The sequence below is a fragment of the Acetobacter fabarum genome, from assembly GCF_029069195.1.
In the GTDB taxonomy this organism is placed as follows: domain Bacteria; phylum Pseudomonadota; class Alphaproteobacteria; order Acetobacterales; family Acetobacteraceae; genus Acetobacter; species Acetobacter fabarum_A.
Genome location: NZ_JARDYK010000001.1, coordinates 654096 through 678445, shown reverse-complemented (window position 1 = coordinate 678445; position 24350 = coordinate 654096). Strand labels below are relative to the sequence as shown.

Below are 24350 nucleotides of genomic sequence, written 5' to 3'. Positions count from 1 at the left end.
GTGCGCTGATGGGTATGCAGTCACAAGACATTATCCGCCGCTCCGCCACCAACGGACTGACGCCGCTACCACAGGCCCGCAGTCACGAGCAGGAAGTGGCCAAACTGATTGACGTCTCCCTTTGTACCGGCTGCAAGGGGTGTCAGGTCGCCTGTTCGGAATGGAACGACCTGCGCGATGAGGTCGGGCATAACGTAGGGGTATACGATAACCCTGCAAACCTGACCCCGGAAACATGGACCGTTATCCGCTTTGATGAACGTGAAGATGAGGCGGGTAAGCTGGAATGGCTGCTGCGTAAGGAAGGCTGCATGCACTGCGCCGAGCCGGGCTGCCTGAAGGCATGTCCGAGCCCTGGGGCCATTTTACAGTTTGCCAACGGCATTGTGGATTTTCAATCCGAACAATGCATTGGCTGCGGTTATTGCATTGCGGGCTGTCCGTTTGATATTCCGCGCATCAGCCAGAAAGACAACCGGGCTTATAAATGCACTCTCTGCTCAGACCGGGTTGCGGTTGGACAGGAGCCTGCCTGTGTCAAAACATGCCCGACTGGCGCGATCTCCTTTGGCTCCAAAGCCGAGATGAAAGACCTTGCGGCAACACGGGTTGAAGAGCTCAAAGGTCGCGGCCACGATGGAGCGGGGCTTTACGACCCTGCCGGTGTGGGCGGTACGCATGTTATGTATGTTCTCACCCATGCCGACCAGCCCAGCCTGTACCATCGTCTGCCGGATGACCCCCACATCAGTCCCGTGGTCCGTGGCTGGAAAGAATGGCTCAAACCCGTGGGAGCCCTTGGGTTTATTGCAACTCTGGCCGGGGCCTTTGCCCATTATATGGGCGTTGGCGCGAATACGACAGACGAGACACCTCCAACTGAGCCAGAAAAAGAACTGGAAGGTGCAGGGCAAGGCCCGAACGACAACGGGAGGGATGCATAATGGACAATAGTAATCTGGTCTTACGCACCAAGCTTATTGACCGCCTGTTCCACTGGAGCATGGTATCGTGCTTTATGCTGGTCGCTCTTTCGGGGCTGTCCTGGTTCTTCCCGAGCCTGAACTGGCTGGGTTACGTGCTTGGCCCGCCACAACTTGCCCGTGTGTTGCACCCTTTTCTGGGGATTGCCGTTTTCGGCCTGCTGATGTGCATGTTTGTCCGCTTTGTGCACCACAATCTTTTTGTGCGCACGGACCTGACCTGGTTCAAGCATATTATGGATGTTCTGCTGAACAAACATGGGCAGAAACTCCAGATCGGCAAATACAACGCAGGGCAGAAAATCCTGTTCTGGGGCATTATGTCCCTGATCAGCCTGTTGTTTGTCAGCGGATTGATGATCTGGCGGGCTTACTTTGCCGTGCTGTTTCCCATTCCTGTCCTCCGCCTTGCACTTTTGGCGCATTCTGTTGCCGGGCTGGCACTTATCCTGCTGGTTATTGGCCATATTTACATGGGTATCTGGGTACGTGGTTCCATCGGCGGCATGATCAGTGGTTATGTCTCGCGCGCATGGGCCCGGCAGCATCATGACCGTTGGTATGAGGAGGAAATCGCGCCAACCAAACCTCTACCATCCAAAAGGCATGGCTGATGCTGAACGGTTCAGATATTGTCGCTCCAGATAAACGGACTCCCGGCGTCGTAGCGATTGATCCCGCCATTTACCCCATGCTGGACAAGCGTTATGCGCGCCGTATTGAGCGGTTGAAGGTACAGGTTCTTCAGCAAGATGAAGGTGGAGAGTATTTTCGTTTTCTCACGCATCTGGTGCAGACCCAGCAGGAAATTCTTGCACGAACACCACTTGAGCTGGCCGATATAGAGGCCATTCACAGCCTGCTTAAACAAGGTGATCCCGAGGCCGCACAGTTCGAACGCAGCCTTGGCGGCATACCGGGCTGGCAGGCAGCCTATACAACACTGGCAACACAGCTTGCGCCCATGCTCCCACAAAAGGCGGCTCAGGCGCTTGGTAACCTCTCTGCGAGCAAGGCACAGCTTATCAAGGCCGCGGCGCATCTTTTGCGCGCCGACTACGCACAGGTTGATCCTGGTGTGGCGGTTGTCGTGTGGGCAGCCCTTTCTACCTGCTGGGCTCAGGCTGTTACGTTCAAGCAGGGGGAGGGGATTGTACAATCCCTGGCACATGCCACGCACTGCCCATGCTGCCATGCTCCTCCAGTTGCCAGCCTTGTCATGGGGGGAGCGCGCGAAGGCTTACGCTACCTGCAATGCAGCCTGTGCGAAGTGCGCTGGCACCGGGTCCGAGCTGTTTGTGTGGCGTGTGATGCCAGCGGGCAACTGGATCACTGGACCCTCGATGACGCCAAATCCGCTATCCAGATCGAAACCTGCGGGGATTGCCGGAGCTACATTAAAACACTCCGCCTGGATTATGACCCGGAACTGGAAGCTGTAGCCGATGATCTGGGTAGCCTGCTGCTGGATAGTGCCATGGAAACAGAGGGCTTCATGCGTATAGGTATCAACCCATTCTCCTTCCCTGCCTGACAACGTTACGGACTATCGCGTGTATTCACTTCATCCATTGGCTGCCATTAAACATACTCCAGTCCCAGCCATGGTGGACTATGAGCACGCGCGGCGTATTTTATCGACTCTGACTGCGACATTACCAGCACCTGGAATTGAATGCGTACCCGTTCATCAGGCTGATGGTCGTGTTCTGGCCACAGAGTTGCATGCCCTTACTCCACGGCCAGAAGCCGATATTTCCGCCATGGATGGCTATGCTTTCTGCTGTGCGGATATTACTGACATCCATCTGGCGACCATTACCATTCCCTTGCGGGATTACGTTGTAGCCGGTGATCAGCCCGCTCCCCACCAGAGAGGTACTGCTGCTACAATTCTAACGGGGGCGCGCCTGCCAGCAGGCGCGGACTGCGTTATTGCGCGCGAACGGGTGGAAGTGCGCAATGGGTTGCTCCATATTGCCCCGTCCGACATAGCCGCAGGCAAAAACATACGCCGGACCGGGGAGGAGTTTACTGCTGGCTCCCTCCTTCTGGCAGCCAGCCAGAGACTTGACTGGCGACATATTGCGCTCCTTGTCAGCCAGAACATCAGGCAGGTTCCGGTTTATAAGCCTTGTCGGGTTGGTGTTATTGCAAGTGGCGCCGAATTTGCCCAGTCAGCCCCAGACAACCGGGCAGAAATTAATACACCCTTGCTCAATGCAATGCTAACGCGGCAGGGCGCTCACGTTACAAGCCGTATCGTTTGCTCCGATAGCCGCGAGGATTTACAAACGGCCATATCTGAACTGGCGGAACAATCCGATATTCTCATGACAACCGGGGGTATTTCTGTTGGTCAGACAGATAATGTCCTGCCCGTTATGGAACAGCTTGGTGCAACCTGCCTGTTTCGGCGTGTTAAAATTCGCCCCGGCAAGCCCTTTACTCTTATGCAATTAGGCTCCGTGCCTGTATTTTGCCTGCCCGGCAACCCGGGAGCCACGGCCATATGCGCTCAGGTTTTTGTGCTGCCGTTCCTCCGCTCATTTATGGAACACAGACAAACCCTGACACCTCTCTCTATCATACAAGGAAGAAGCGGCTTTTCTTCTCCCGCTTTATCAGATGCGACTGGCTTTGTACCAGTCACTTATGCCCAAAGTGGAAAAGAATCCGTGTTTTCTCTGGTGCCTTCAAAAGGTGCGTCTGACGTTCTCTGTTTTTCCCGGGCAGATGGTCTCCTGCTAATCCCATCTGGACAAGCCATAACAATTGGAGACTGGTGTTCTGCAACGCGCTTTTGCAGCATATAAAATAATACACAAATGCTATTTGCGTTACTTATAACAAAAAATATTTTTTTGAATATAATCAAAAACAGATTTTGTATCATTCAACGATAAAAAAACTCTTTTCTCTTCTGTATTTTGTGCAGGAACACTATCTGTAGCAACAGCCTGAATATGAGGGGTATTTGCAAACAGCGGTTCCTTACCTGTTGTGGAACGCCAGACCTCCATGCAGGCCGGAACATCAGCATGGAAACCCTCCACCAAAATCAGGTCAACTGGTTTCATTGTTTTGAGCAGATCATCCAATTTGGGAGGGGTCAGGCTTTGGTGCTGCAAAAACCAGCGTGTCGGCGTTGCAAGCATGACTTCCACCGCGCCACTTTGTCTGTGCTGGAACGTATCTTTTCCCGGCGTATCCATATCCACGCCATGATGGGTATGTTTAATTGTGGAAACACTTAATCCTTGTTGACAAAAAAGAGGAATAAGGCGGCTGATAAGGTGCGTTTTTCCGGAACCACTCCGCCCGATAATGCCAAAAACCCGTTGTTTTCTATAAGGGGATGTCACGAGCAGGCCAGTCCATACTGTATTGAAAAGAACCGTTGATTTTTAAGCGGACACACGCACAATAGCCAGTACAAACGGGTAGAGACACAGCTTATTATGCAACACATGTTAAAAATAGCAGGACTGGTGCTGGCCGGTGGACAGGGCAGCCGCATGCATTATGCTGACAAGGCTTTTATGGAGATTGACCATAAGCCTTGCATCGACTGGGTTATTACCCGTCTTGAACAGCAGTGCGCGAGTATAGCCATAAGCGCCAATGGCAACCCGAAAAGATTTGATGTCTGGGGTTATCCGGTGCTGGCAGACACATATTGTAACGTAGGTCCACTGGCGGGGCTGCTAAGTGGTCTGGAATGGGCTGAGGCGGCAGGCTTCGATGCGTTGCTCAGTATACCGGTAGATACGCCTTTTATTCCGCAGAATCTGGTGAGTTCCTTGCTGCCAGCACCATCTTACGCCGTATATGCAGAACAGCGTCACTCACTGGTCGCACTATGGCCTGTTATCCAGGCCCGTGCATCATTGGCAGCACAATTGGCCAGCATTACAGAGCCGAACAGAAAACAGACGACACGGGTTTGTACACTGGCTTCTGCTCTGAATGCTCAGGCAATTGATTTTTCTCACCTCTATCCGTTTGACCCGTTCGTGAATATCAATACACCCGAAGACCTGCAGAAAGTACAAACACTTGGGCAGGTTCAGGCCGGGAGCGACGACCGTGGCGCATGAACAAACATCTTTTGCCATTTCAGAATTCTGTCGTGTCAAAAGAATAACTTGGGAAAACGTGCAGGATCGCGCTCCAAAAATCTTCGATGATACATTAAATCTAGCAGAAGAAACGCCACTCTCTCTGGTCTATAATGGTATAGATTATGCTGTTATGATGATCACGCCGCATAGTATTCATGATTTTTCTATCGGTTTTTCAGTAACAGAAGGAATTGTTTCAGAAGCTTCTGAAATCAGGCATATCGCCATCTCCTCCGTGTCCGGCGGGTTAAAGGCCGATATACGCATAAGTGCCGATGCACTCCGTAAGGTTCTGGCGCGCAGCAGGCGGCCAATTGCGGGGCGCACCAGTTGTGGCATCTGTGGGTCTGACATGAACAGTATTGTCACCCGCAACCAGAATACGGTTCAGGCCTATACCCCGGATATTTCAGCCATACGCAGCGCCTTACTGCACCTGAGAGAGCACCAGACACTCAATGCTGATATAGGTATGCTTCATGCAGCCGCATGGTGTACTCCTGATGGTTCCATCACATCCATTAGGGAAGACGTGGGGCGGCATAATGCGCTCGATAAGCTTATCGGTCACGGCCTTACAAACAGCTTGGATTTTGCAGATGGATTTTGCCTGCTAACCAGCCGCTGTTCTTATGAAATGGCCAGCAAAGCCATAGCAGCAGGCATGCGCGCCCTTGTCTCGCTTTCTGCTCCTACGGCTATGGCGTTCAGAACGGCACAGCAGGCCGGGCTGACACTTATCTCTCCCGCCCGAGCAGACAGCATGTGCATTCTTCCCCTGTCGCCGGAAAAATCTGACACATCCGGCGCACTCGCCACTCTTTTTAAGGAGCAGCAATAGGGATTCTGGCAACCAGAAAGGGCGGTTTGCGCATATCCTGCCCATTATGCAAGCGGGGCAGGCGGCTCCATTGTCCCAGAACCACATACACTGCCCGATCATCTGCAAAAATGCCATCTGGCCAGACAAACCGTGGGTCGGAGGCAAGCAGTTCAAACGTGCCATCCGGGTTGCGACGAAACACGGCATCATGATCCGCCGCTGTGGTGTAAATCCGGTTCCATGGGTCCGTTGCCAACCCATCAGCCGCACCTTTTTCCCCTTCATCCACAACCAAGGTTGCCAGTTGAGCGGAAGTGACGGAAAAATCGGCCAGTTTTTCTGTTGGCAGGCTATATAATCGCCGACTGGCCAAAGGGGCAAAATAAACACGGTCGGACCCGGTAGAGAGAGTAATACCATCCGCCCCACCTGCGGGAAAAGTCGGATGTGCCGGGTCATAACGCAGAACGCGCCCATCCAGTACAGTCTGATACCCCGGATCAGGCAGAACATAGACCGTATTTTCCAGCACACGGCGCTGCCTGCCTGTGGCAAGGTCCAGCACGACCAGAGCCGGGTGACCATCGAACGAGCTATCCGTAATATATGCCGTGCCTTTTGCGCCATGTGTCAGATCAATGCGCAGGTCGTTCATATGGCTTTGGACCAGCAACGCAGTCGTTAGGGGAACGTTGGCAATAATCTGCCCTGTTGTGGGGTTGATCCCCACCACTTTGGCCCCACCTGCGGGAATAGGCTGCCCTTTGATCTTACCGTCATCAATAACCCAAAGGTTGCCCTTGGTGTCTGTTGTCATCCCGTGCGGCGAAATCAGTCGTGTCTGCGGTGCCCCGCTTGATGCGGCCGAAAATGCTGTTGAAGGAAAAGGAAGCAGGCGTCCATCCTTCCACTCTGCCAGCACCGGGCCAGCATGATCGCCATCATGCTTGGGGAAAGTCAGAAACAGGCGTCCATGAACCACAACTATGCCAGAAGGATCTGGCGTGGTTATGCTGGCAATAATCTGGACCTGTCCATTGCGACCAAATGCAGGGTCGCTATTATTTATGATGGGCAATGCCTGCACTGGTGCCGCTGGCAACTGCCACCCCAATAAACCTGCAGCAAGCAAAAGAAGTCCCGATCTTTTCATTCCTGCCTCACCATGTTCAGGCGTGCCGTTCTTAGCGCACCGTGTTGTCCCCCCCTTGTGGGGGCCCATATGGTATGGGGCCGGTTACGGCGGAGCCGTTTTCCCATGTTTCCACCACCCGGTCGGTATCAGAAATTATATTGGCAGGATTACCTGCAACAACCAGCAGATCCGCCCGTTTGCCTGCGGTGGCTTCATGTGCATATCTATCCTGTCGTTTCTAGTCCGCCGCCATTGCGGCGCGCTCATGCCAGGCCAGGCGGGCAGATAGCAAAAGCCCGGCAAGCCCGGCGACACTCCCAATCATGAAAATGGCATTATCCCCGGCCCACTCGGCCAGCAGGCCTGTGAGCGGGCCGGTGGCTCCATAGGCAAGATCCTGAAAAGCCGCAAATCCACCCATGGCTGTTCCCCGCATCTGCGGAGATACCCGCCTGACAACCTCCACGCCCATGGAAGGAAAAATCATGGAACAGCCACAACCGGTTAAAAAAGCACCCACCAGCGCTACGGTTGGGCCGGACGCCTGCCATAGCAAAATCTGCCCACATGTTTCTACCATCATGGACACAAACGCGACACGCGCTCCGCCCAGCCTATCTGGCAGGTGACCGCACAGCACCCGGACCAGCACAAACGCCGCGCCAAAAAAAGTCAGCCCCATAGCCGCATGCGGCCAATGCCTATGTAAAAACATAAGCGGCATAAAGGCACCTATGGCCGCAAACCCGATTCCTTGAAAAAAGACAACCAGACCAAGATCGGAAATTTTGTTGATAATCCGACTTACTGGTTGCCGCTCTCCCCCATGAGCTGGCACAGCCACAACAGGAGCTGCCATGGCAAACCCAAGCAGTGGCACGGCCATGCAGGCAAGGGCGACCAGTGAATATCCTCCGCGATCGTAAAGAGCCAAGCCTACAGGGCTACCTGCTGCCAGCGAGCCGTACATCCCCATTCCCACAATGGAGAGAACCCGCCCCGAACGCTGGTGCCCCATCAGCCCGATTCCCCATGCCAGCAGGCCAACAACGGTCAGGCTTTCCCCCAAACCCAGCATCAAGCGCGCGACCATAAGCATGACGAATGCCGCCCAAGGAGTTTCCAGCCACGCAACCATAAGGGCCAGAACACCACTGACAGCATAAAAGGCCAGACCGAACAGCATACAGCGTTTGCCGCCTTTATGGTCAGCAAACCGGCCTGCAAAGCCACGGGTAAGAATGGTGGACACAAACGCAACACCAACAGCCAATCCGGCAAGGGCATTACCCATATGCAGCGACATGGCTACATAAACCGAAGTCGTTGGCATGGACATGGCAACAGCAAGATAGGAGAGAAAAAGGGCAACCGCGAGCCACACTAGCAAACGCGGCGCCTTATCCTGATCTGTTGGGGGAGTGCTGGGCATCAAGGTTCCAGCTCCTTCGCCATATCGACCGTGCCTGTGCATGGCCTTTAACCTGTTCAGGTCTTGGCCAAGTCAGACTTTATTGCCAAGACCTATCTGCATGACAATGCTGTGAGGGATGCCGTAGATTATCAGGCCAATCACGCGGTTCCGGGCTGGCGGGGGGAGGCAATGACGATCACTATAAACAGCGGTATGAATGGCACATAATATATATGATTTCAGAGTTAATTCCCTATTTTTATTCATGAATTTTTCAGAACATATTCGTCCAACATAAGATGTATTCTATTGACTCCTTATATGATCGGGTCTAGTAAAGGTACCTGTATTTTACATCTTTTGGATGCCTATCATGAGCACAATGCTTGATGACAAAACCCGGTCAATTGTTTCTGCCTGCGTCCCCGCCCTGGAAGCACATGGGCTGGACATAACACACGAAATGTACCGGAGACTTTTGTCTAATCCGGAAATTCGTGATCTATTCAACATGTCGCACCAGAAGGATGGAGAGCAGCCAAAGGCGCTTGCTCTTGCGGTGCTGGCATACGCCCGCAATATCAATAATCTGGGCGCGCTTGGCGGTATGGTTGAACGTATTGCCGAAAAGCATGTCGGCCTTAACATTCTGCCCGAGCACTACCCCTTTGTGGGTGAAGCCCTGCTTGGTGCCATTGCCCATGTTCTGGGCGATGCGGCAACGCCTGAAGTTATGGACGCATGGGGCAAGGCCTACTGGTTTTTGGCGGATGTTCTGATCGGCCGGGAAAAGCAGATCTATCAGGAACATGCCGACAGCCCCGGAGGCTGGACCGGATGGCGCAGCTTTACGGTGCGCAAGATTGTGGTTGAAAGCAGCACAATCCGTTCGTTTGAACTTGTGCCAAGCGACCATAAACCCGTGATGCAGCACCAGCCTGGCCAGTATCTGAGCTTCAAGCTCGATATTCCCGGTCATGGATCCCAGCGCCGCAATTACAGCATTTCATCCGCCCCGGCATCCGACCACTATCGCCTGAGCATCCGCAAAGCCGAAGGAGGAGTAGTCTCCTCCTGGTTCCATGACACGGTCAGGGAAGGAGACACACTTCAGGTTTCCGCCCCTGCAGGTGATTTTGTCTTTACGTCTGAGCCAGACACAAAAAACATGTTCATCAGCGCAGGGGTTGGCCTGACGCCCTTTATCTCTGCTCTGGGCGCAGTTGAAAAACTTCCGCGTGGGCCGATTCACTTTGTGCATGGGGTGCATGCCCCCGACACGCAGGCTTTTGCACCCTACGTGCAGAATTTGGTGGCTCAGGGCGTTATCAAGGCCGATATTTTTTACAGCGCGGGAGCACCTACAGACGCATCCCCTGTGCCTGGACTGGCTTTGCATTCTGGTCGTATGACAACCGCATGGCTGACAGAGCAGGTTCAGCCGGATACGCATTACTGGATCTGCGGACCTGAACAGTTCATGCTGGATACAATTCTGGCTCTTAAAGCTCAGGGTGTCGCCCCGACACAGATTCATTACGAGTTCTTTGGCTCTGCATCAGACGCCCAGTTGCTCGCCGCAGCCTGAATCCGGCTTGCGCGAAAGACGCGCGCCTGAAACATTTATAACAGGGCTGCCCACGCATTTATTTGCGTGGGCAGCCCTGCTGTCGTTTGGCTCTGTCATGCGTGCCTGATGCAATATTCCTGCTTTCCGCCTTTAAAGGCAGAAGAATAGGAGGCATACATGCTTCCGAAAAATTTTCAACATCGCCGTGCGTTGAATTATAAATAAACGCAATAAATTGGACAATCATTACCTTGGCATCGAGCGTTAATACGCTATTTGCCACATAGCCAAAAAGTAATTAGATAGCGTTTATCGCTCTGTTTCATATGGGCGAAGGTCAAAACCAATAGCCTGAAACCAGATGCATCGTGCAAGGATACGGAACATGAGCAAGAGCACAAAAGAATTTGTTTTATGGTTTTCAGCATTTCTCATTGTTGGTGGGGTCATGTGGGGCGGGTCTAAAGTCCTGTATAATTACCGACAGACACAGTGGGAGCAGTTTATTCTACAACACCATTGTGTCATTACCGGAACACAGCCCTCTACCGGGTTTTTCACACCAGAACAGACTATTTATCAATGCGATAACACTGGAATTTATTATCGCAACAAGTAATTTATTATTCTCCACCTGAAAAGACAGAACAGCCAGCCCGTGGAGCCAAAAATCCTCACGGGTTCTGTGCCAGAAAGGTGGATGTCGCCATCTGCCGTTGCTGACGGCATTCCTCGGCCATAAAGTCCAGCAGGGCCCGCACCGCTGGCATAACGCCTTTGCGGGATGGAATGACAGCATGCACAAGGCCGGCATGCGGCGTCCAGTGCGGAAGCGCCTGCACCAGCCGCCCGGCCTGAACATCTTTCCACACCATAATTGTCGGAAGCTGCACAATACCAACACCGGCCAGCGCCGCCTCCCGAAGCACGGCCAGATCATCCGTTATCAAGCATGGTGTGTGAAAAACCGTAGCAGACTGACCCAGCTTATTTTCCAAACTCCAGAAATGTTCCGCCGGGTTGGTATGGAAATCCATGCTGGGAAAAGAAGCCAGATCAGCAGGGGTATCCAGATGCGCCGCCAGCACACCAGGAGCACAAATCAGGCACTGCGTGCTGGTATCCAGAACCCGCATAACAAGATCAGAAGAGGTAATGGGAGGAAAACGCACCCGCACCGCAAGGTCATATCCTTCCTGCAAAACGTCAACACGCCGATTTGTGCTCTCCAACTGCAGGTTCACGGAGGGATAGCGTACCAGAAACCGGGATAAAATGGCCCCGAACTGAAAGTTGAGTAACGCTACAGGGCAGCTCATACGTATTAAACCACATGGTTCGGCCTGTAACTGGGCAATGGACTGCTCCGCCAGCTCCGCTTCGGCCAGCATGGCTTTGCAGTGCTCATAAAACCGGCGCCCCGTTTGGGTAAGCGAAAAATGGCGGGAAGAACGTTGCAGCAATCTGGTGTTCAAAAACGTTTCCAGCACGGCAATCCGGCGGCTTAACAACGATTTTTGTACACCAATCGCCCGAGCGGCAGATGAGAATCCCTTAAAATCCACAACCTGCACAAAATAATAATAGTCATTAAGGTCTCGCATTGTCCTATCTATGCAACGCAATGTTTCATCCGGAACTCTTTATAGAACACTATCTGACTTCTATGTTGAGAATAATCGACAAGGGGCGATTACTGGCCCCAGTTCCAATATCTGGAGAAAAACCATGCACAAAAAAATTCTGGGGTGTTACGGCAACGACCGTGGGCATTGGGTGGGAAATGGCTTTCCCGTCCGTTCCCTTTTTTCCTACTCTACTCTGGGCCAGCATCTCAGCCCCTTCCTGTTGCTTGATTATGCAGGTCCGCACCAGTTCCAGCCAACAGAAGAGCGCCGGGGGGTAGGGGAGCACCCCCATCGGGGGTTTGAAACTGTGACAATCGTTTATGACGGGGAGGTTGAACACCGTGATTCCTCCGGCGGAGGCGGTACCATCGGCCCCGGAGATGTACAATGGATGACAGCGGGTAGTGGCATTGTGCATCAGGAGTTCCATTCCCCCGCTTATGCTGCGGCAGGCGGAGCATTCAGAATGGTCCAGCTCTGGGTTAACCTCCCCTCTGGAGACAAGCAGGCTCCCCCGGCCTACCAGACGCTACGGGCCAAGGATATTCCCGTAGTGGAACTGCCTGATGCGGCTGGATCACTCCGCGTTATTGCAGGCGAATACGGGCAGACCCAAGGGCTGGCCCGTGTGTTTTCTCCGTTGAATGTATGGGATGTACAACTGGCACAGGGGGCGTCGGTCACCCTCTCTCTTCCGGAAGGGCATAATGCAGCCGTTGTTTCCCTTGAGGGGCAGTTGAATATTCATGATTCACAGGAACTCGGTAGCGCACAACTCGTTCTATTGGACCATAAGGGAACGGAGGTGAGTATTCATGCGCATGTGCAAAGCAGCTTACTGGTACTGACCGGAGCCCCCCTGAACGAACCGATTGAAGGTTACGGTCCTTTTGTCATGAATACCCGCGCGCAAATCCGGCAGGCCATTGAAGACTTTAATAATGGTCATTTTGGCAGCATCCCCGATTGAGAAACTTTTTCCTTGATCATGAGACATTCCAATGTTTTTCAACAAAGGACAAAAAGCATGACTTCCTCTGCAAACCTGCATTTTGTAACACTTCTGGGCAGCTTGCGCAGCGCTTCCCTTAACGCTGCCATTGCCCGCAGTCTTCCCCAACTTGCGCCAGAAGGCGTATCCATTACCGCTCTGGGCAGCATTGCCGATTTCCCCCATTACAGTCAGGACGTGCAGGACAAGGAGTTTCCGTCTGCAGTAATAGCTATGGCAGAGCAGATTCAGGCGGCAAATGGCGTGATCATTGTTACGCCTGAATATAATTATTCCGTACCCGGTGTACTCAAAAACGCCATAGACTGGCTCTCACGCATAACGCCCCAACCATTTGCCGGAAAACCCGTGGCGATCCAAACTGCATCTCCCGGGCAGATCGGGGGGGCGCGAGCACAATATCATTTACGCCAAAGCCTTGTCTTTCTGGACGCTTTTGTTCTGAACAAACCCGAAGCCATGATCAGACTTGCTGCAAGCAAGATTGACTCACAAACGCTGACCCTGACAGACAAACCAACCCGTGAATTCCTGACCCGGCAGATCGGTGCGCTGGCGGATCTTGCCCGAAGGCTCCAGCAATAATATTTTATAGAATGACAGAGGCAGGTATGCCCTTCCCTTACACTTGGAGGTAACTGTTTTATTGGGAAGGGCCTAGGTACCTTCTGCGGGGCACGAGCATGTCTTTGCCCCAGCCTTGGTATCACGCGGAAAATTGTAGCCAACCATCACTGATTATACTATACCCCACTATAGTAACAGGATGATCATGCAGAATGCCCCATACTCCAGAAGACAAGAAAAAAGCACTGACCCGTCTACGGCGAATACGCGGGCAATGTGATGCGCTGGAACGCGCTTTGGAGGCAGGTTCGGACTGTGCTCCTGTACTTCAGCAACTCGCGGCAATACGTGGAGCGGTTAATGGTCTCATGTCAGAAGTCATGGGGATGTACGTGCAGGAGGAATTTGGTTCAGACCACGAGCTCGACACAGGAAAAAAGAAAAGTATCGACACTATTCTGTCCCTCGTGCGCACCTATCTGAAATAACCATCAAGGAACAATCATGAAATCTCGTGCAGCTGTTGCTTTTGCTCCTGGCGAGCCTCTTAAAATTGTGGAAATTGATGTCGCTCCCCCAAAAAAAGGGGAGGTTCTGGTCCGTATTACACATACAGGGGTCTGCCATACGGATGCGTTCACTCTTTCGGGCAGTGACCCGGAAGGACTCTTCCCCTGCGTTCTAGGACACGAGGGAGCCGGTGTGGTTGTGGAGGTCGGTGAGGATGTAACCTCGGTCGCTCCCGGAGACCACGTTATTCCGCTTTATACGGCTGAATGTGGCAAATGCGAGTTCTGCACCTCGGGCAAAACCAACCTGTGCATTGCCGTGCGCGACACGCAGGGCAAGGGGGTCATGCCCGATGGTACCAGTCGTTTTTCATACAATGGTCAGCCTTTATACCATTATATGGGCTGCTCTACCTTTAGTGAATATACGGTTGTGGCTGAAGTCTCGCTTGCCAAGATCAACCCTCATGCAGACCATGAGCATGTTTGCCTGCTCGGGTGTGGTGTAACAACCGGCATTGGTGCTGTGCATAACACAGCCAAGGTACAGCCAGGTGACAGCGTTGCGATTTTTGGTCTGGGTGGTATTGGGTTAGCAGTCATTCAGGGCGCACGACAGGCAAAAGCCGGTAGAATTTTTGCCATAGACACCAATCCGGACAAATTTGAACTCGCCACCTCCATGGGAGCCACAGACTGCCTGAATCCATCGGATTATGACAAACCCATCCAGCAGGTCATTCTGGATATAACCCGCTGGGGTGTGGACCATACCTTTGAATGCATTGGCAATGTCAATGTCATGCGCGCAGCCCTTGAATGTGCCCATCGTGGCTGGGGACAATCCGTTGTTATTGGCGTCGCAGGCGCGGGGCAGGAAATTTCCACCCGTCCCTTCCAGCTTGTAACCGGGCGCACATGGAAAGGCACAGCGTTCGGCGGTGTTAAAGGGCGTACCCAGCTACCCGGCATGGTGGAAGATGCCATGGAAGGCAAGATCGACCTTAAACCCTTTGTGACCCATACGATGGGGCTGGAAGATATTAATCATGCATTTGATCTGATGCATGATGGCAAATCCATTCGGTCCGTTATTATTTACTAAGTTTAGCCCATTTTTGTTTCTCCCGTTATTTTCTGCGAAAAAATGGGAGAAACATCAGCTGCTGATGGCCCACATGTGAACCGCCTGACCGAGCGCAACAAAAAACACCCCAGCACCAGCGCCACCATTCCTACTCCAAGGGAAGGTAAAACTGCCCGTCCTCCAAGCATGGCGACAAGCATGACAGGCGCAATGGCAATATTGGCATAACCAGCCACACGGAACAGAAATGGTTCACGCTGGCTTTCACGCAGGATAAAAGACAGCCCCATACACAACAAAAAAACCGTATAGTATAAAAAAAATGCCTGATTATACGTTCCACCCAATGGTAAAAACGGTGCGCATATAAATAAAATCGCAATGCCCGTTATGCACCCTGTAAACCCCCCGGTTGTCAGGCAGGAGAGCAGCCATGTGGTCCGCCTTTGCTTACTGGATTTTCCTGCATGCTGTTCCCGCTTTTGCCGCGCAATAATCCACAACCGGCTACCAGTATAAAATAAAAATGCTCCACCCAACCCAAGGCAATAATACCCCCAGCGCACGGGCAGGCCACCATAACTGCCAAAATGCAGAGCAATAAACGCGGTCAATGCCGCAAATCCGGCAGATTGATGCCCCGGCAGGTAATCTGCCGATAAAACCCTGCCGTTTGCCGGGTCCACCACAGCAAAACCATTAGAAGCTCCAAGCGTGGGATAACGTTCGTCATGTCCGGCAATTCTGAGCGTTGTCCGGCTTTTTCCCCCGCCGGACTGTGTTGTATATTCCAACGTGTCCGCAATAAAGCCGGGCGCCTGCTTGTGTAGCTCTGCAAGAACAGCCTGCGGCGGCATCAGCCCCTCCTGACCGACAATCTGGGTAGTATTGTTTTCACTTCTGCTTTTTTCATGGCCATGCTGTTGTATCAAGCCGCGTGCCGCCAACTGCCCATGCTGAAACAATTTGCCTTGCAGGGCAAAAATAGGGCCATGAAAAGCAAAAACCACTGCCGTTGCCGCCATAATAAAATGAAAGGGTAGGGAGAAAAACCCCACAAGATTATGCATATCCAGCCAGACCTTGCGCGTGGCAGTACCGAGCCGGAGAGCAAACAGCATCTTTTTCAGGGACGGAAAAAATATAATAACGCCAGAAACCAACGCCAGAAAATAGCTTACGGCCACACATCCCATGGTGTAACGCGCGGCAACATGCGGCAAAGGCAGGCCGATCTGTTCATGCAGTTGGTCAATAAAAAAAGGAATTCCAGATGGGCCGCTGACAAGAGTGTGCAACTCTCCATCGGGAGAGAGCGCGCCCAGCACATAATTTTGCGGACCAGAGCCTCTGTATGTTGGGTTCTGCGCCCACATAAGGCGCGCAGGGCGTGCGTTATCCGGGTTAACAATAATAGTATAATGCGTGCGTGCATCCGGGTATTGGGCAAACACTTTCTGCAGAAGCTGTGGTGTGTCTGACAGTTCTACAGGTTTTGGCAATGACGAAGCAGGCGTAAGCCAGACCTGTAAGGACTGTTCGAACATGCTTATGGAACCCGCGTAAAAAGCAACGAACAGGAACAGGCTACAAAGAATACCCACCCAGCTATGCACCTCCCGGTAAACCTGCACAATGTCGGGGCGGATTTTCATGCTGTCGTAACTTTCACCAGTATTTCAAACAAAGCCCAGACAACCGTGGCCGCCCCCCCCAGCACGACCCATGCACACAGGCCAGAACGAAACAGAAAACAGCTTCCCATAACGCAAAGCCACACCAGCACGACAAGCCACATTAAAAACTGGGAGGAAACCGTTCGTGCTTCCCCTGTGGCATGGCACAGCAGACCCACCACAGCCATGCAGCCAAAGGAGAACATCATGCCGGGCACAATGGCTGCCACCAGCTTGGCAAGCCATTGCCGGTTAGTCAGTGGCCGGTTAGTCATGGCCATTTTTTCCAGACTGGAGCATGGCCATCAGTAAGGGGAAAAAACTACAAACGACCATAAGAAGAAGCACGACCATAAAACAGGCGCTTAGCGTGCTTTCCACGCCTCCGAGCAGGCAAACAGCCAGCCCGCCCAGCCCCATGGCGAAAAACTGACAAAACCGTGGATTAGGTCTGCGCGTAAAAATGCATTGATGCCGGGATGAAAGGTAAAACAGCACTCCACACAGCAGAGTGCACCCTCCGGCTCCAAACAGAAGCATGGCGGACATCAATGCCCCCCATGCTTCAGAGCCATCATCAACCCCGCATCCTGTCTTCCATACCTCATGATCTACGCCTTGCTATGGGGCAGAATCTGCCTGCTGGCCGCGCCGTGCCACTCTGTCAGATACGACAAAGTCCCGGCAGGCCGGAAAACCGCCCCGGTCATTCGAGAGAGCAGGCTCTGACAACGCAGCATGGCGGAACTGGCAAAACGTGCCCGCAAGATCATGTGGTTCATCAGTCTACCCCGCCACATCATATGAATAGGGGAGGTATATGCAATTGATAATTACTGTCAATAAAATCCGTACAATACAATCCAGGCACCGAACCCTCCTGTTGTGTTTAGGACACAACCCGGCACAAGTTCTGTTCATTCAGGCCACCTTTTGGCTTGATGGGGGAGGGCATATTCCCCACCTCCTGTCTGGTCAGACACGCAGACACTCAAAGAGTAATCCTGTTGCAACCCGGAGCAAACCGCCAGTTCTCTCATCTGGCTTACACAAAGTGCCCTGATTTTTAAAACCCCGACTCAACCCAAGCGCAGCCCTTGCATGCACTATAATGGGAATAAACTCATCACCTTGGATATTTCGCTTGCCAGAAAGAAGTGCCATAGTTACCAGCACTTAAAAAGAACAGGAGAACAGAACCCGGTGTACGCGGCGAGACATTTAATCTTTCCGATTATGTTTGGCTGCCTATTTGCTGCTCAAACTCTTCAGGCAGCACCGTATTCCGCCAGCGCGGACTTTGCAGAAGAACTCTCCAAAGCTGTGGGAGAGTCCTCTCCGCATGTTTTTTTTCCTAATGGAGATATAGCGGCACCACTGCATATTCCCCCGGCAAAAAAAGCTCCCGTACCGCCTCAACAGGCCAAAACATTACAGGCTCCCCCCGTACAGACCGCTTCTGTTACACCTCTGGTCAAGCCGCCTGCGCCGAATAATGCAGCACCAGCACCAGCACCAGCACCAGCACCAGTCGTTGAGTTGGATGAGAAGCAGATACAAGCAGAAACAGATCGGCTCCGGAGTCTTTTCCAAAAAGAAGTGCCCGCCGCCTTTACCCCAACCATTACTCAAAAAGACACATGGCTGGCACTTGCACGTCAGCAGATCAGCCAGTCTGGTTACACTATTCAGACACCGCAAGCCGTGGTGGTTGCAGACCGCAACCCCTCCGTGCAACGTGCATGTGTTATAGTAGCCCGCCCCGACACGCCAGAATGGACCATTATTGGCTGCACACGCATATCCACAGGCACAATTGGCCGCAAACATCATTATATTACGCCCGTTGGTATTTTTACCAATACTGCAGAAAGGCTCGGTTACCGTGCGCAGGGTACCAAAAATGAAAACGGGATCATGGGGAACGGTACCAAAGGCATGCGTGTCTGGGATTTTGGCTGGCAGGTCGCGGAGAAGGGGTGGCTTCCCAACCGTGAACAAGGTCCGATACGTCTTGAAATGCATGCGACAGATCCCGTTTTTCTGGAACGCAAGCTAGGACATATGGCCTCTGCCGGATGTATTCGTATTCCAGCCGCACTGAATATCTACATCGACAAAAATGGGCTGCTGGACGTGGAGTATGAGCGCAAGGCCGCAACCGACAAGCGTTTTCGTGCTCTTTTGCGATCAGACAGGACACCATCCACTCTGGCTGGAATGGCTGTTATTGTGGTGGACAGCGCATCTCCATCCAACGCTACAACAGCACAGGCTCCATCACCCAATCTTGTATCTGCCAGAATACCCAATTCGCCTATTCATTAGACTAAACGCGGCAGATGGCGCGTTTTTCAACCATGTTGCAGAACTGGTGGAACACACAAAGCGGGCCATACCTGATATGAGACACTCTTCCCCCCTTTTTACAGGGGCCATGGCTCCATCGCGCCAGCCAACGTCCCACCAGCTTTTTGCGGATCTGATAAACCGTGCTCTCACGCATGACCCCGTTCCTTACGGAGTTGTCTGGCCATGCGAGGACCACGCTCTGGCAGGATCGCTGGATGCCGCACAAAAGGGCATTATCCGGCCTGTTCTGATCGGGGATGACGCGCGCATTCAGACCATAGCGCGCAAAAACCGGATAGACCTGAGCCCTTATCAGATCATACCAGCGGCAACACCGGAAGCTGCGGCTCAAAAAGCTGTCGAACTGGCCAGAGCAGGCCATGTGCTGGGGTTAATGAAAGGCAGCCTGCATACAGATGCGTTAATGCATGCAGTGGTCTCTCCCACAAATGGTTTATGCACAGGCCGCAGAATCAGCCATGTTTTTCTGCTTGCTGTTCCGGGTTATGAAAAACTGCTTTTTGTCACCGATGCCGCCATTAATATTTGCCCCGATCTTTCAACCAAGCGCGATATTGTTCAAAACGCCATAGACCTGCATGCGGGGCTTGGACTAGGGCAACCCAAAGTTGCCATTCTCTCTGCGGTGGAAGTCATCAACCCCAAACTCCCCAGTACAGTGGACGCCGCGAGCCTGTGCAAAATGGCCGAACGTGGCCAGATAACAGGGGGAATACTCGATGGCCCCCTAGGTATGGACAACGCCATAGACCCCGAAGCCGCCAGAATAAAAAACCTGATGTCTCCTGTGGCCGGACAGGCGCAAATTCTGGTGACACCAGACCTGGAGGCGGGAAATATGCTGGCCAAAAACCTGATCTTCATGGCTCAGGCGGAATCTGCTGGTATAGCACTTGGCGCCAAGGTTCCCATTGTACTGACAAGCCGGGCAGACAGTGTGCAGGCCCGTCTGGCATCCGCAGCCATTGGCGCATTGTACGCCAGACATATGGCACAGCAAAACGCTGCTTTTTAAGTCGCCAGAATTCGCGGAAAAACATCCATGTCAGACGTTGTTCTTGTCTTCAATGCCGGGTCATCCAGTCTCAAGTTCACGGTTTTTCAGATAGACCAAAGACCGCTCATAAAAAAACTGATCAAAGGGCGGCTTGAGTATGATGTGGAGACGTTTCATTTTTTTGTATCAGATCAGAATGATCAGCTTATTGACAGCGCTACCTACCCACTCAGCCAGAAAAAACCACTGGAACATCTTCTGGACTGGCTGGCCGACCACGAACAGGGCCAGCACAACATTGCGGGGGTCGGCCACAGGATTGTTCATGGAGGGCCAGATCTTCAGGCACCCGTGCGGGTAACGCCAGAGATTTTGCGCCAACTGGAGGCCCTGACACCCTTTGCGCCACTCCACCAGCCGCAAACCCTTGCTCCGGCCCATGCCATAATGGCCTATCGGCCCGACCTGCTCCAGATTGCCTGTTTTGATACAGCTTTCCACAGCACCATGCCAGAAATCGCCCGCCTTCTACCGCTTCCGCGCCGATATGGGGAAAAAGGCGTCTGCCGGTATGGTTTTCATGGTCTTTCCTACGATTTTCTTACCCAGCGTCTGCGCCAGATTGATCCTCCGCTGGCAAACGGCCGTACTGTTCTGGCGCATTTAGGCAGCGGCGCCAGCCTGTGTGCGTTAAAGGATGGTAAAAGTCTGGAAACCACAATGGGCTTTTCCACCCTGGATGGGCTCATGATGGGCAGCCGGTGCGGGATGATAGACCCCGGCGCCCTGCTTTATATGATCAGGGAAGAAAAAGCGGACTGGAACACCATGGTCAACACACTGTACCACCAGTCCGGGCTGCTTGGAGTTTCTGGCGTATCGTCTGACATGCGCGTACTGCGCGAGCATATGGGCACGGAGCAGGACCCCACACTGCGCGAGCATATCCAGCAGGCCCTTGCCCTGTCCGCCTATCGGATTGTGGAAGAAATAGGCTCTCTCGCCGCTATTATGGGTGGGCTGGAGGGGCTGGTCTTTACCGCAGGAATAGGTGAACACGATGCTCTTTTGCGTCAGGATGTCTGTCTGGCGCTTGGCTGGCTGGGTCTCAAGCTGGACCATAAGGCTAACGAGACGCATGCCAGCATCATCAGTTGCCCCGATAGTGCAATCCGTGTGCGTGTAGAACCAACGCATGAAGAACTGGTGATCTGTCAGAACGTCCTGCCTTTTGTGCAGAATAACCCATAACTCCCCGGTTACGGGGGCGAAGCCGGCGGCAGGTTTTTCAGCTTTCGGTACAAGGTGGACCGGCTCACACCCAGCAGACGGGCAGCTGGAGCAATCTTGCCCTGCACCATGGCCAGAGCACCTTCTATGACCGTCCGTTCCGCCTCCTGAAAATCCGGCACCCCGGCTGCTCTTGCTCCCAGATCAAAACAGACACTGGCCACCTCCGGGCTGGCTATCCCTAACATGGAGCGCGCGGCATAGGTCGCTCCAACCACAATGCGCTTGTCGTCCAGAGCGATCATGGGCAGGGATATGCCATTCCCTTCACCCAGCAGTAAGACCGTTCTGTTGCGGAATGCTTCTAAAAAACTCCGTCGTTCCAGCCTGCGTGCGGCATCAATCAGCACAGCTTCCATCATGAGCGCCACACGGCCAGAAGGATCCGAACAAATGGAACTGGCGTCCAGCGCCCCGGCAACACAGCCATCCGGTCCATAAAACGGTACGGCCGAGCAGGTCAGATACCGCAGTTTTGTGCACCAGTGCTGGTCCCGGTGCACGGTCACTGGCTGCCCCTCGACCAGACAGGTGCCTATTCCATTGGTTCCGGCCACAGCTTCCGCCCAGTTGGCGCCGGGCCACAGATGCCAGCGCCGACACCCTTTTTCAAACGGTTGAGCGCCCCGGCGGGCAACAACAATACCTGCCGGGTCGGCCAGCAGCACATTATAATCCAGCGTGGAAACAATACCATGCAGCCGGTCCAGCTCCGGGTCCGCTATCTTCATGGTCACTCCCATGCGCTCGCGTGCCTGCCGCAGTTCGGCCGAACACAGAATATCCGTACCCAGCGTGGTGTCTGTGGGAATGGCATATTGCTCGGCGCAACGACGCCATGAGTTGCGAAGCAGCGGGGATAACCCGGACCACACGCCGGGGGACAAAGTGAGTGAATTCATATGGCCTGTCCGTCCACAAAAAATGTATCTGGCGTGTATTACGTTTCGGATATGCGACACTTCGCATTCTGCCTTCTCAAATACACGTGAGCCAAATTATCCGCAGACTTCACCCTTTGGCATATCTCCCCATAATTGAATGCATACCCGCTTCACTCTGTTCGTTCGTACGGAATGGAGCGGAATAATTTCGTTATATCTTCCAACCCACACGGCAGTATTGCCCGGGGGCAGACATGCAGATTGCACACGATATTCTTCTGCGTTCCTACCGTTCCATGCGGACCATCCGTGATTTTGAGGAACGACTTCATGTAGAGTTCGCAACCGGAGACATTCCGGGATTTGTTCACCTGTACTGTGGTGAGGAGGCATCCGCCGTGGGTGTCTGCGCTCATCTGAGCAATACGGACACAATCGCCAGCACCCATCGTGGCCATGGCCACTGCATTGCCAAAGGCGTGGGCGTGGATGGCATGATGGCCGAAATTTATGGGCGCAAAACCGGAGTATGCCACGGCAAGGGCGGGTCCATGCATATTGCGGACCTCTCCCTCGGCATGCTCGGCGCCAATGGCATTGTTGGGGGGGGGCCTCCCCTGATCTGCGGTGCTGCTCTTTCGCACAAGGTGCTCAAGGATGGTGGCGTTGCCGTAGCATTTTACGGCGATGGCGCTTCCAATGAGGGCACAACACTGGAAAGCCTGAATCTGGCCATGGTCTGGCAGCTACCTGCCGTCTTTGTCTGCGAAGACAATGGTTATGGCGAGGCAACAGGAGCGTCCTACGCCTGTGCGGGCACACAGAAGGCGCGCGCGGCAGGCTTTGGCATGCCGTATTTTGACTGCGACGGCACAGACTTTTTTGCCGTGCATGAGGCCGCCGGGCAAGCCATAGCCCATGCCCGTGCGGGCCACGGCCCGGTCATGCTGCATGTTCATCTGGCACGCTGGTATGGTCATTTTGAAGGTGACGCCATGACCTACCGTGCCAATGGCGAAGCAGCCAGAGAAAGAGCCGAGCATGACTGCCTGCAAAACTTCCGCAAGCACGTAACGGAAACAAGCCTGCTCGATCTGTCCGCGCTGGATGACATTGACACCAGCGTGAAGGACGAAATCGAGGCCGCCGTAAAAGCCGCCAAAAACGCCCCATTACCTGAACCTGCCGACCTGCAGGCAGACGTCTACGTATCTTACTGAACTACGCGCAATACGGAGTATTCTCATGTCCAAAAAAAGCTTCCGTCAGGCCATTAATGAAGCCTTGCGCCAGGAAATGCAGCGTGACCCGCGCGTTATTCTTATGGGAGAAGATATTGCAGGCGGGCAGGGTGGTTCTGCTGGCATTGTGGATGCATGGGGTGGCGTGCTGGGGGTTACCAAAGGGCTTTATACCGAATTTGGCCCTGAGCGGGTGTTTGATACCCCCATTTCCGAAGCATCCTATATTGGGGCGGCCGTAGGCGCTGCCGCAACTGGCCTGCGCCCTGTCGCTGAGCTGATGTTTGTGGATTTTGTTGGCTCCTGCCTCGATCAGATCATGAATCAGGCTGCCAAATTCCGTTACATGTTTGGCGGCAAAGCCCGTACACCACTGGTCATCCGGGCCATGTATGGCGCTGGCTTTAATGCGGCTGCACAGCATAGTCAGGCGCTTTACCCGCTCTTTACCCATATTCCGGGGCTGAAAGTTGTTGTTCCTTCATCTCCATACGAAGCAAAAGGCCTGCTGATCGAAGCCATAAGAGATGATGACCCCGTCATCTTTCTGGAAAACAAGGTCATGTATGATGATGAGGAGGAAGTGCCCGATGAGCCCTATTCCATCCCGTTCGGAGAAGCAAACCTGACACGGGAAGGCGATGACGTGACCATTGTTGCTTTTGGCCGCATGGTCAATTTTGCCAACGAAGCCGCCGACAGGCTGGAAAAAGACGGCATAAGCTGCACGGTTATAGACCCCCGCACCACATCCCCGCTGGATAGCGCCACCATACTGGAATGTGTGGAAGATACGGGGCGGCTGGTCATTGTCGATGAATCAAGCCCACGCTGCAATATGGCAACAGATGTGGCCGCTCTTGTAGCGGAACAGGCGTTTGACGCACTCAAAGCCCCCATACGTCAGGTTGTGCCTCCACACACGCCGGTACCTTTCGCCACCGTACTGGAAAAACTCTACCTCCCGGATGCAGCCCGCATTGAATCGGCGGTTCGTTCGGTCATGGCCTATAAAAAAACAAAGCAGGATGCCTGAG

At 53.3% G+C, this 24350-nt stretch carries 25 protein-coding genes; 17 read left to right on the top strand and 8 right to left on the bottom strand.

The features are described 5' to 3' along the window. The first annotated feature begins 8 nt into the window (after nucleotides 1–8). Genes fdxH through PY793_RS03160 form a run of 4 tightly spaced genes read left to right on the top strand, consistent with a single transcriptional unit; the run spans nucleotide 9 to nucleotide 3799 of the window. Nucleotides 9–944: a formate dehydrogenase subunit beta gene (gene fdxH / locus PY793_RS03175; protein WP_275176643.1), complete on the top strand. Its 936-nt coding sequence runs from the start codon at nucleotides 9–11 to the stop codon at nucleotides 942–944. Beyond that, a complete protein-coding gene (locus tag PY793_RS03170) occupies nucleotides 944–1597 on the top strand; it encodes a formate dehydrogenase subunit gamma (RefSeq protein ID WP_275176642.1) in 654 nt (217 codons plus the stop codon). The genes fdxH and PY793_RS03170 overlap by 1 nt, the downstream gene beginning before the upstream one ends. Next, nucleotides 1597–2517: a formate dehydrogenase accessory protein FdhE gene (fdhE, locus tag PY793_RS03165; RefSeq protein ID WP_275176641.1), complete on the top strand. Its 921-nt coding sequence runs from the start codon at nucleotides 1597–1599 to the stop codon at nucleotides 2515–2517. The genes PY793_RS03170 and fdhE overlap by 1 nt, the downstream gene beginning before the upstream one ends. Nucleotides 2518–2536: 19 nt before the next feature. Then, the gene (locus PY793_RS03160) at nucleotides 2537–3799 is read left to right on the top strand and encodes a molybdopterin molybdotransferase MoeA (RefSeq protein WP_275176640.1); all 1263 of its coding nucleotides are present in this window, start codon (nucleotides 2537–2539) and stop codon (nucleotides 3797–3799) included. Nucleotides 3800–3823: 24 nt separating this feature from the next. Here PY793_RS03160 and mobB read toward each other — a convergent pair whose 3' ends face one another. Continuing rightward, the gene (gene mobB, locus PY793_RS03155) at nucleotides 3824–4348 is read right to left on the bottom strand and encodes a molybdopterin-guanine dinucleotide biosynthesis protein B (protein WP_275176639.1); all 525 of its coding nucleotides are present in this window, start codon (nucleotides 4346–4348) and stop codon (nucleotides 3824–3826) included. A gap of 105 nt (nucleotides 4349–4453) precedes the next feature. Here mobB and mobA point away from each other — a divergent pair, with 105 nt between their 5' ends. Next, on the top strand, nucleotides 4454–5083 hold the full coding sequence (mobA, locus tag PY793_RS03150) for a molybdenum cofactor guanylyltransferase (RefSeq protein ID WP_275176638.1): 630 nt from the start codon (nucleotides 4454–4456) through the stop codon (nucleotides 5081–5083). Beyond that, entirely contained in the window at nucleotides 5073–5948 is an 876-nt protein-coding gene (gene fdhD / locus PY793_RS03145; RefSeq protein ID WP_275176637.1) for a formate dehydrogenase accessory sulfurtransferase FdhD, read from the top strand. The genes mobA and fdhD overlap by 11 nt, the downstream gene beginning before the upstream one ends. On the opposite strand, the gene PY793_RS03140 is transcribed toward fdhD, so the two are convergent. After that, entirely contained in the window at nucleotides 5932–7083 is a 1152-nt protein-coding gene (locus PY793_RS03140) for an L-dopachrome tautomerase-related protein (RefSeq protein WP_408744646.1), read from the bottom strand. The two genes, fdhD and PY793_RS03140, sit on opposite strands and share 17 nt — an antisense overlap. A gap of 220 nt (nucleotides 7084–7303) precedes the next feature. Continuing rightward, nucleotides 7304–8497, bottom strand: coding sequence for an MFS transporter (locus tag PY793_RS03135; RefSeq protein ID WP_275176635.1), 1194 nt, complete (start codon nucleotides 8495–8497; stop codon nucleotides 7304–7306). A 355-nt stretch (nucleotides 8498–8852) separates the two neighbouring features. Here PY793_RS03135 and hmpA point away from each other — a divergent pair, with 355 nt between their 5' ends. Next, nucleotides 8853–10067 carry an NO-inducible flavohemoprotein gene (hmpA, locus tag PY793_RS03130; RefSeq protein WP_275176634.1) on the top strand — a complete coding sequence of 405 codons (1215 nt, stop codon included), beginning with the start codon at nucleotides 8853–8855 and terminating at the stop codon, nucleotides 10065–10067. Nucleotides 10068–10434: 367 nt separating this feature from the next. Continuing rightward, nucleotides 10435–10668 carry a hypothetical protein gene (locus PY793_RS03125; RefSeq protein WP_275176633.1) on the top strand — a complete coding sequence of 78 codons (234 nt, stop codon included), beginning with the start codon at nucleotides 10435–10437 and terminating at the stop codon, nucleotides 10666–10668. 55 nt (nucleotides 10669–10723) lie between these two features. Here PY793_RS03125 and PY793_RS03120 read toward each other — a convergent pair whose 3' ends face one another. After that, on the bottom strand, nucleotides 10724–11653 hold the full coding sequence (locus PY793_RS03120) for a LysR substrate-binding domain-containing protein (RefSeq protein ID WP_275176632.1): 930 nt from the start codon (nucleotides 11651–11653) through the stop codon (nucleotides 10724–10726). A 124-nt stretch (nucleotides 11654–11777) separates the two neighbouring features. On the opposite strand from PY793_RS03120, the gene PY793_RS03115 reads away from it, so the two are divergent. From PY793_RS03115 to PY793_RS03100, 4 genes are all read left to right on the top strand, one after another. After that, a complete protein-coding gene (locus tag PY793_RS03115) occupies nucleotides 11778–12647 on the top strand; it encodes a pirin family protein (RefSeq protein ID WP_275176631.1) in 870 nt (289 codons plus the stop codon). A 57-nt stretch (nucleotides 12648–12704) separates the two neighbouring features. Further along, nucleotides 12705–13274, top strand: a complete 570-nt coding sequence (locus PY793_RS03110) for an NADPH-dependent FMN reductase (protein ID WP_275176630.1) — start codon at nucleotides 12705–12707, stop codon at nucleotides 13272–13274. A gap of 194 nt (nucleotides 13275–13468) precedes the next feature. Then, complete coding sequence (locus PY793_RS03105; RefSeq protein WP_275176629.1) at nucleotides 13469–13744, top strand: metal-sensing transcriptional repressor; 276 nt, start codon at nucleotides 13469–13471, stop codon at nucleotides 13742–13744. Nucleotides 13745–13760: 16 nt separating this feature from the next. Then, on the top strand, nucleotides 13761–14870 hold the full coding sequence (locus PY793_RS03100) for an S-(hydroxymethyl)glutathione dehydrogenase/class III alcohol dehydrogenase (protein WP_275176628.1): 1110 nt from the start codon (nucleotides 13761–13763) through the stop codon (nucleotides 14868–14870). Nucleotides 14871–14872: 2 nt separating this feature from the next. On the opposite strand, the gene PY793_RS03095 is transcribed toward PY793_RS03100, so the two are convergent. The 3 genes from PY793_RS03095 to PY793_RS03085 form a co-directional block, all read right to left on the bottom strand. After that, nucleotides 14873–16507: a PepSY-associated TM helix domain-containing protein gene (locus PY793_RS03095; RefSeq protein WP_275176627.1), complete on the bottom strand. Its 1635-nt coding sequence runs from the start codon at nucleotides 16505–16507 to the stop codon at nucleotides 14873–14875. Beyond that, nucleotides 16504–16803, bottom strand: coding sequence for a hypothetical protein (locus tag PY793_RS03090; protein ID WP_275176626.1), 300 nt, complete (start codon nucleotides 16801–16803; stop codon nucleotides 16504–16506). The genes PY793_RS03095 and PY793_RS03090 overlap by 4 nt, the downstream gene beginning before the upstream one ends. 336 nt (nucleotides 16804–17139) lie before the next feature. Next, nucleotides 17140–17310: a hypothetical protein gene (locus tag PY793_RS03085; protein WP_275176625.1), complete on the bottom strand. Its 171-nt coding sequence runs from the start codon at nucleotides 17308–17310 to the stop codon at nucleotides 17140–17142. A 454-nt stretch (nucleotides 17311–17764) separates the two neighbouring features. Between PY793_RS03085 and PY793_RS03080 the strand changes: the two genes are divergently transcribed. The 3 genes from PY793_RS03080 to PY793_RS03070 all read left to right on the top strand — a co-directional run bounded on the left by PY793_RS03080 (nucleotide 17765) and on the right by PY793_RS03070 (nucleotide 21149). Beyond that, nucleotides 17765–18856, top strand: coding sequence for a L,D-transpeptidase (locus tag PY793_RS03080; RefSeq protein WP_275176624.1), 1092 nt, complete (start codon nucleotides 17765–17767; stop codon nucleotides 18854–18856). Between the two features lie 76 nt (nucleotides 18857–18932). Next, on the top strand, nucleotides 18933–19916 hold the full coding sequence (locus PY793_RS03075) for a bifunctional enoyl-CoA hydratase/phosphate acetyltransferase (protein ID WP_275176623.1): 984 nt from the start codon (nucleotides 18933–18935) through the stop codon (nucleotides 19914–19916). A 27-nt stretch (nucleotides 19917–19943) separates the two neighbouring features. Next, entirely contained in the window at nucleotides 19944–21149 is a 1206-nt protein-coding gene (locus tag PY793_RS03070) for an acetate/propionate family kinase (protein ID WP_275176622.1), read from the top strand. Nucleotides 21150–21157: 8 nt separating this feature from the next. Here the strand turns inward: PY793_RS03070 and PY793_RS03065 are convergent, their stop codons facing one another. After that, nucleotides 21158–22090: a helix-turn-helix domain-containing protein gene (locus PY793_RS03065; RefSeq protein WP_275176621.1), complete on the bottom strand. Its 933-nt coding sequence runs from the start codon at nucleotides 22088–22090 to the stop codon at nucleotides 21158–21160. A 236-nt stretch (nucleotides 22091–22326) separates the two neighbouring features. Here PY793_RS03065 and PY793_RS03060 point away from each other — a divergent pair, with 236 nt between their 5' ends. Beyond that, nucleotides 22327–23292 carry a thiamine pyrophosphate-dependent dehydrogenase E1 component subunit alpha gene (locus PY793_RS03060; protein WP_275176620.1) on the top strand — a complete coding sequence of 322 codons (966 nt, stop codon included), beginning with the start codon at nucleotides 22327–22329 and terminating at the stop codon, nucleotides 23290–23292. Nucleotides 23293–23317: 25 nt separating this feature from the next. Next, nucleotides 23318–24349, top strand: coding sequence for an alpha-ketoacid dehydrogenase subunit beta (locus PY793_RS03055; protein WP_275176619.1), 1032 nt, complete (start codon nucleotides 23318–23320; stop codon nucleotides 24347–24349). Nucleotide 24350: the final 1 nt, after the last annotated feature.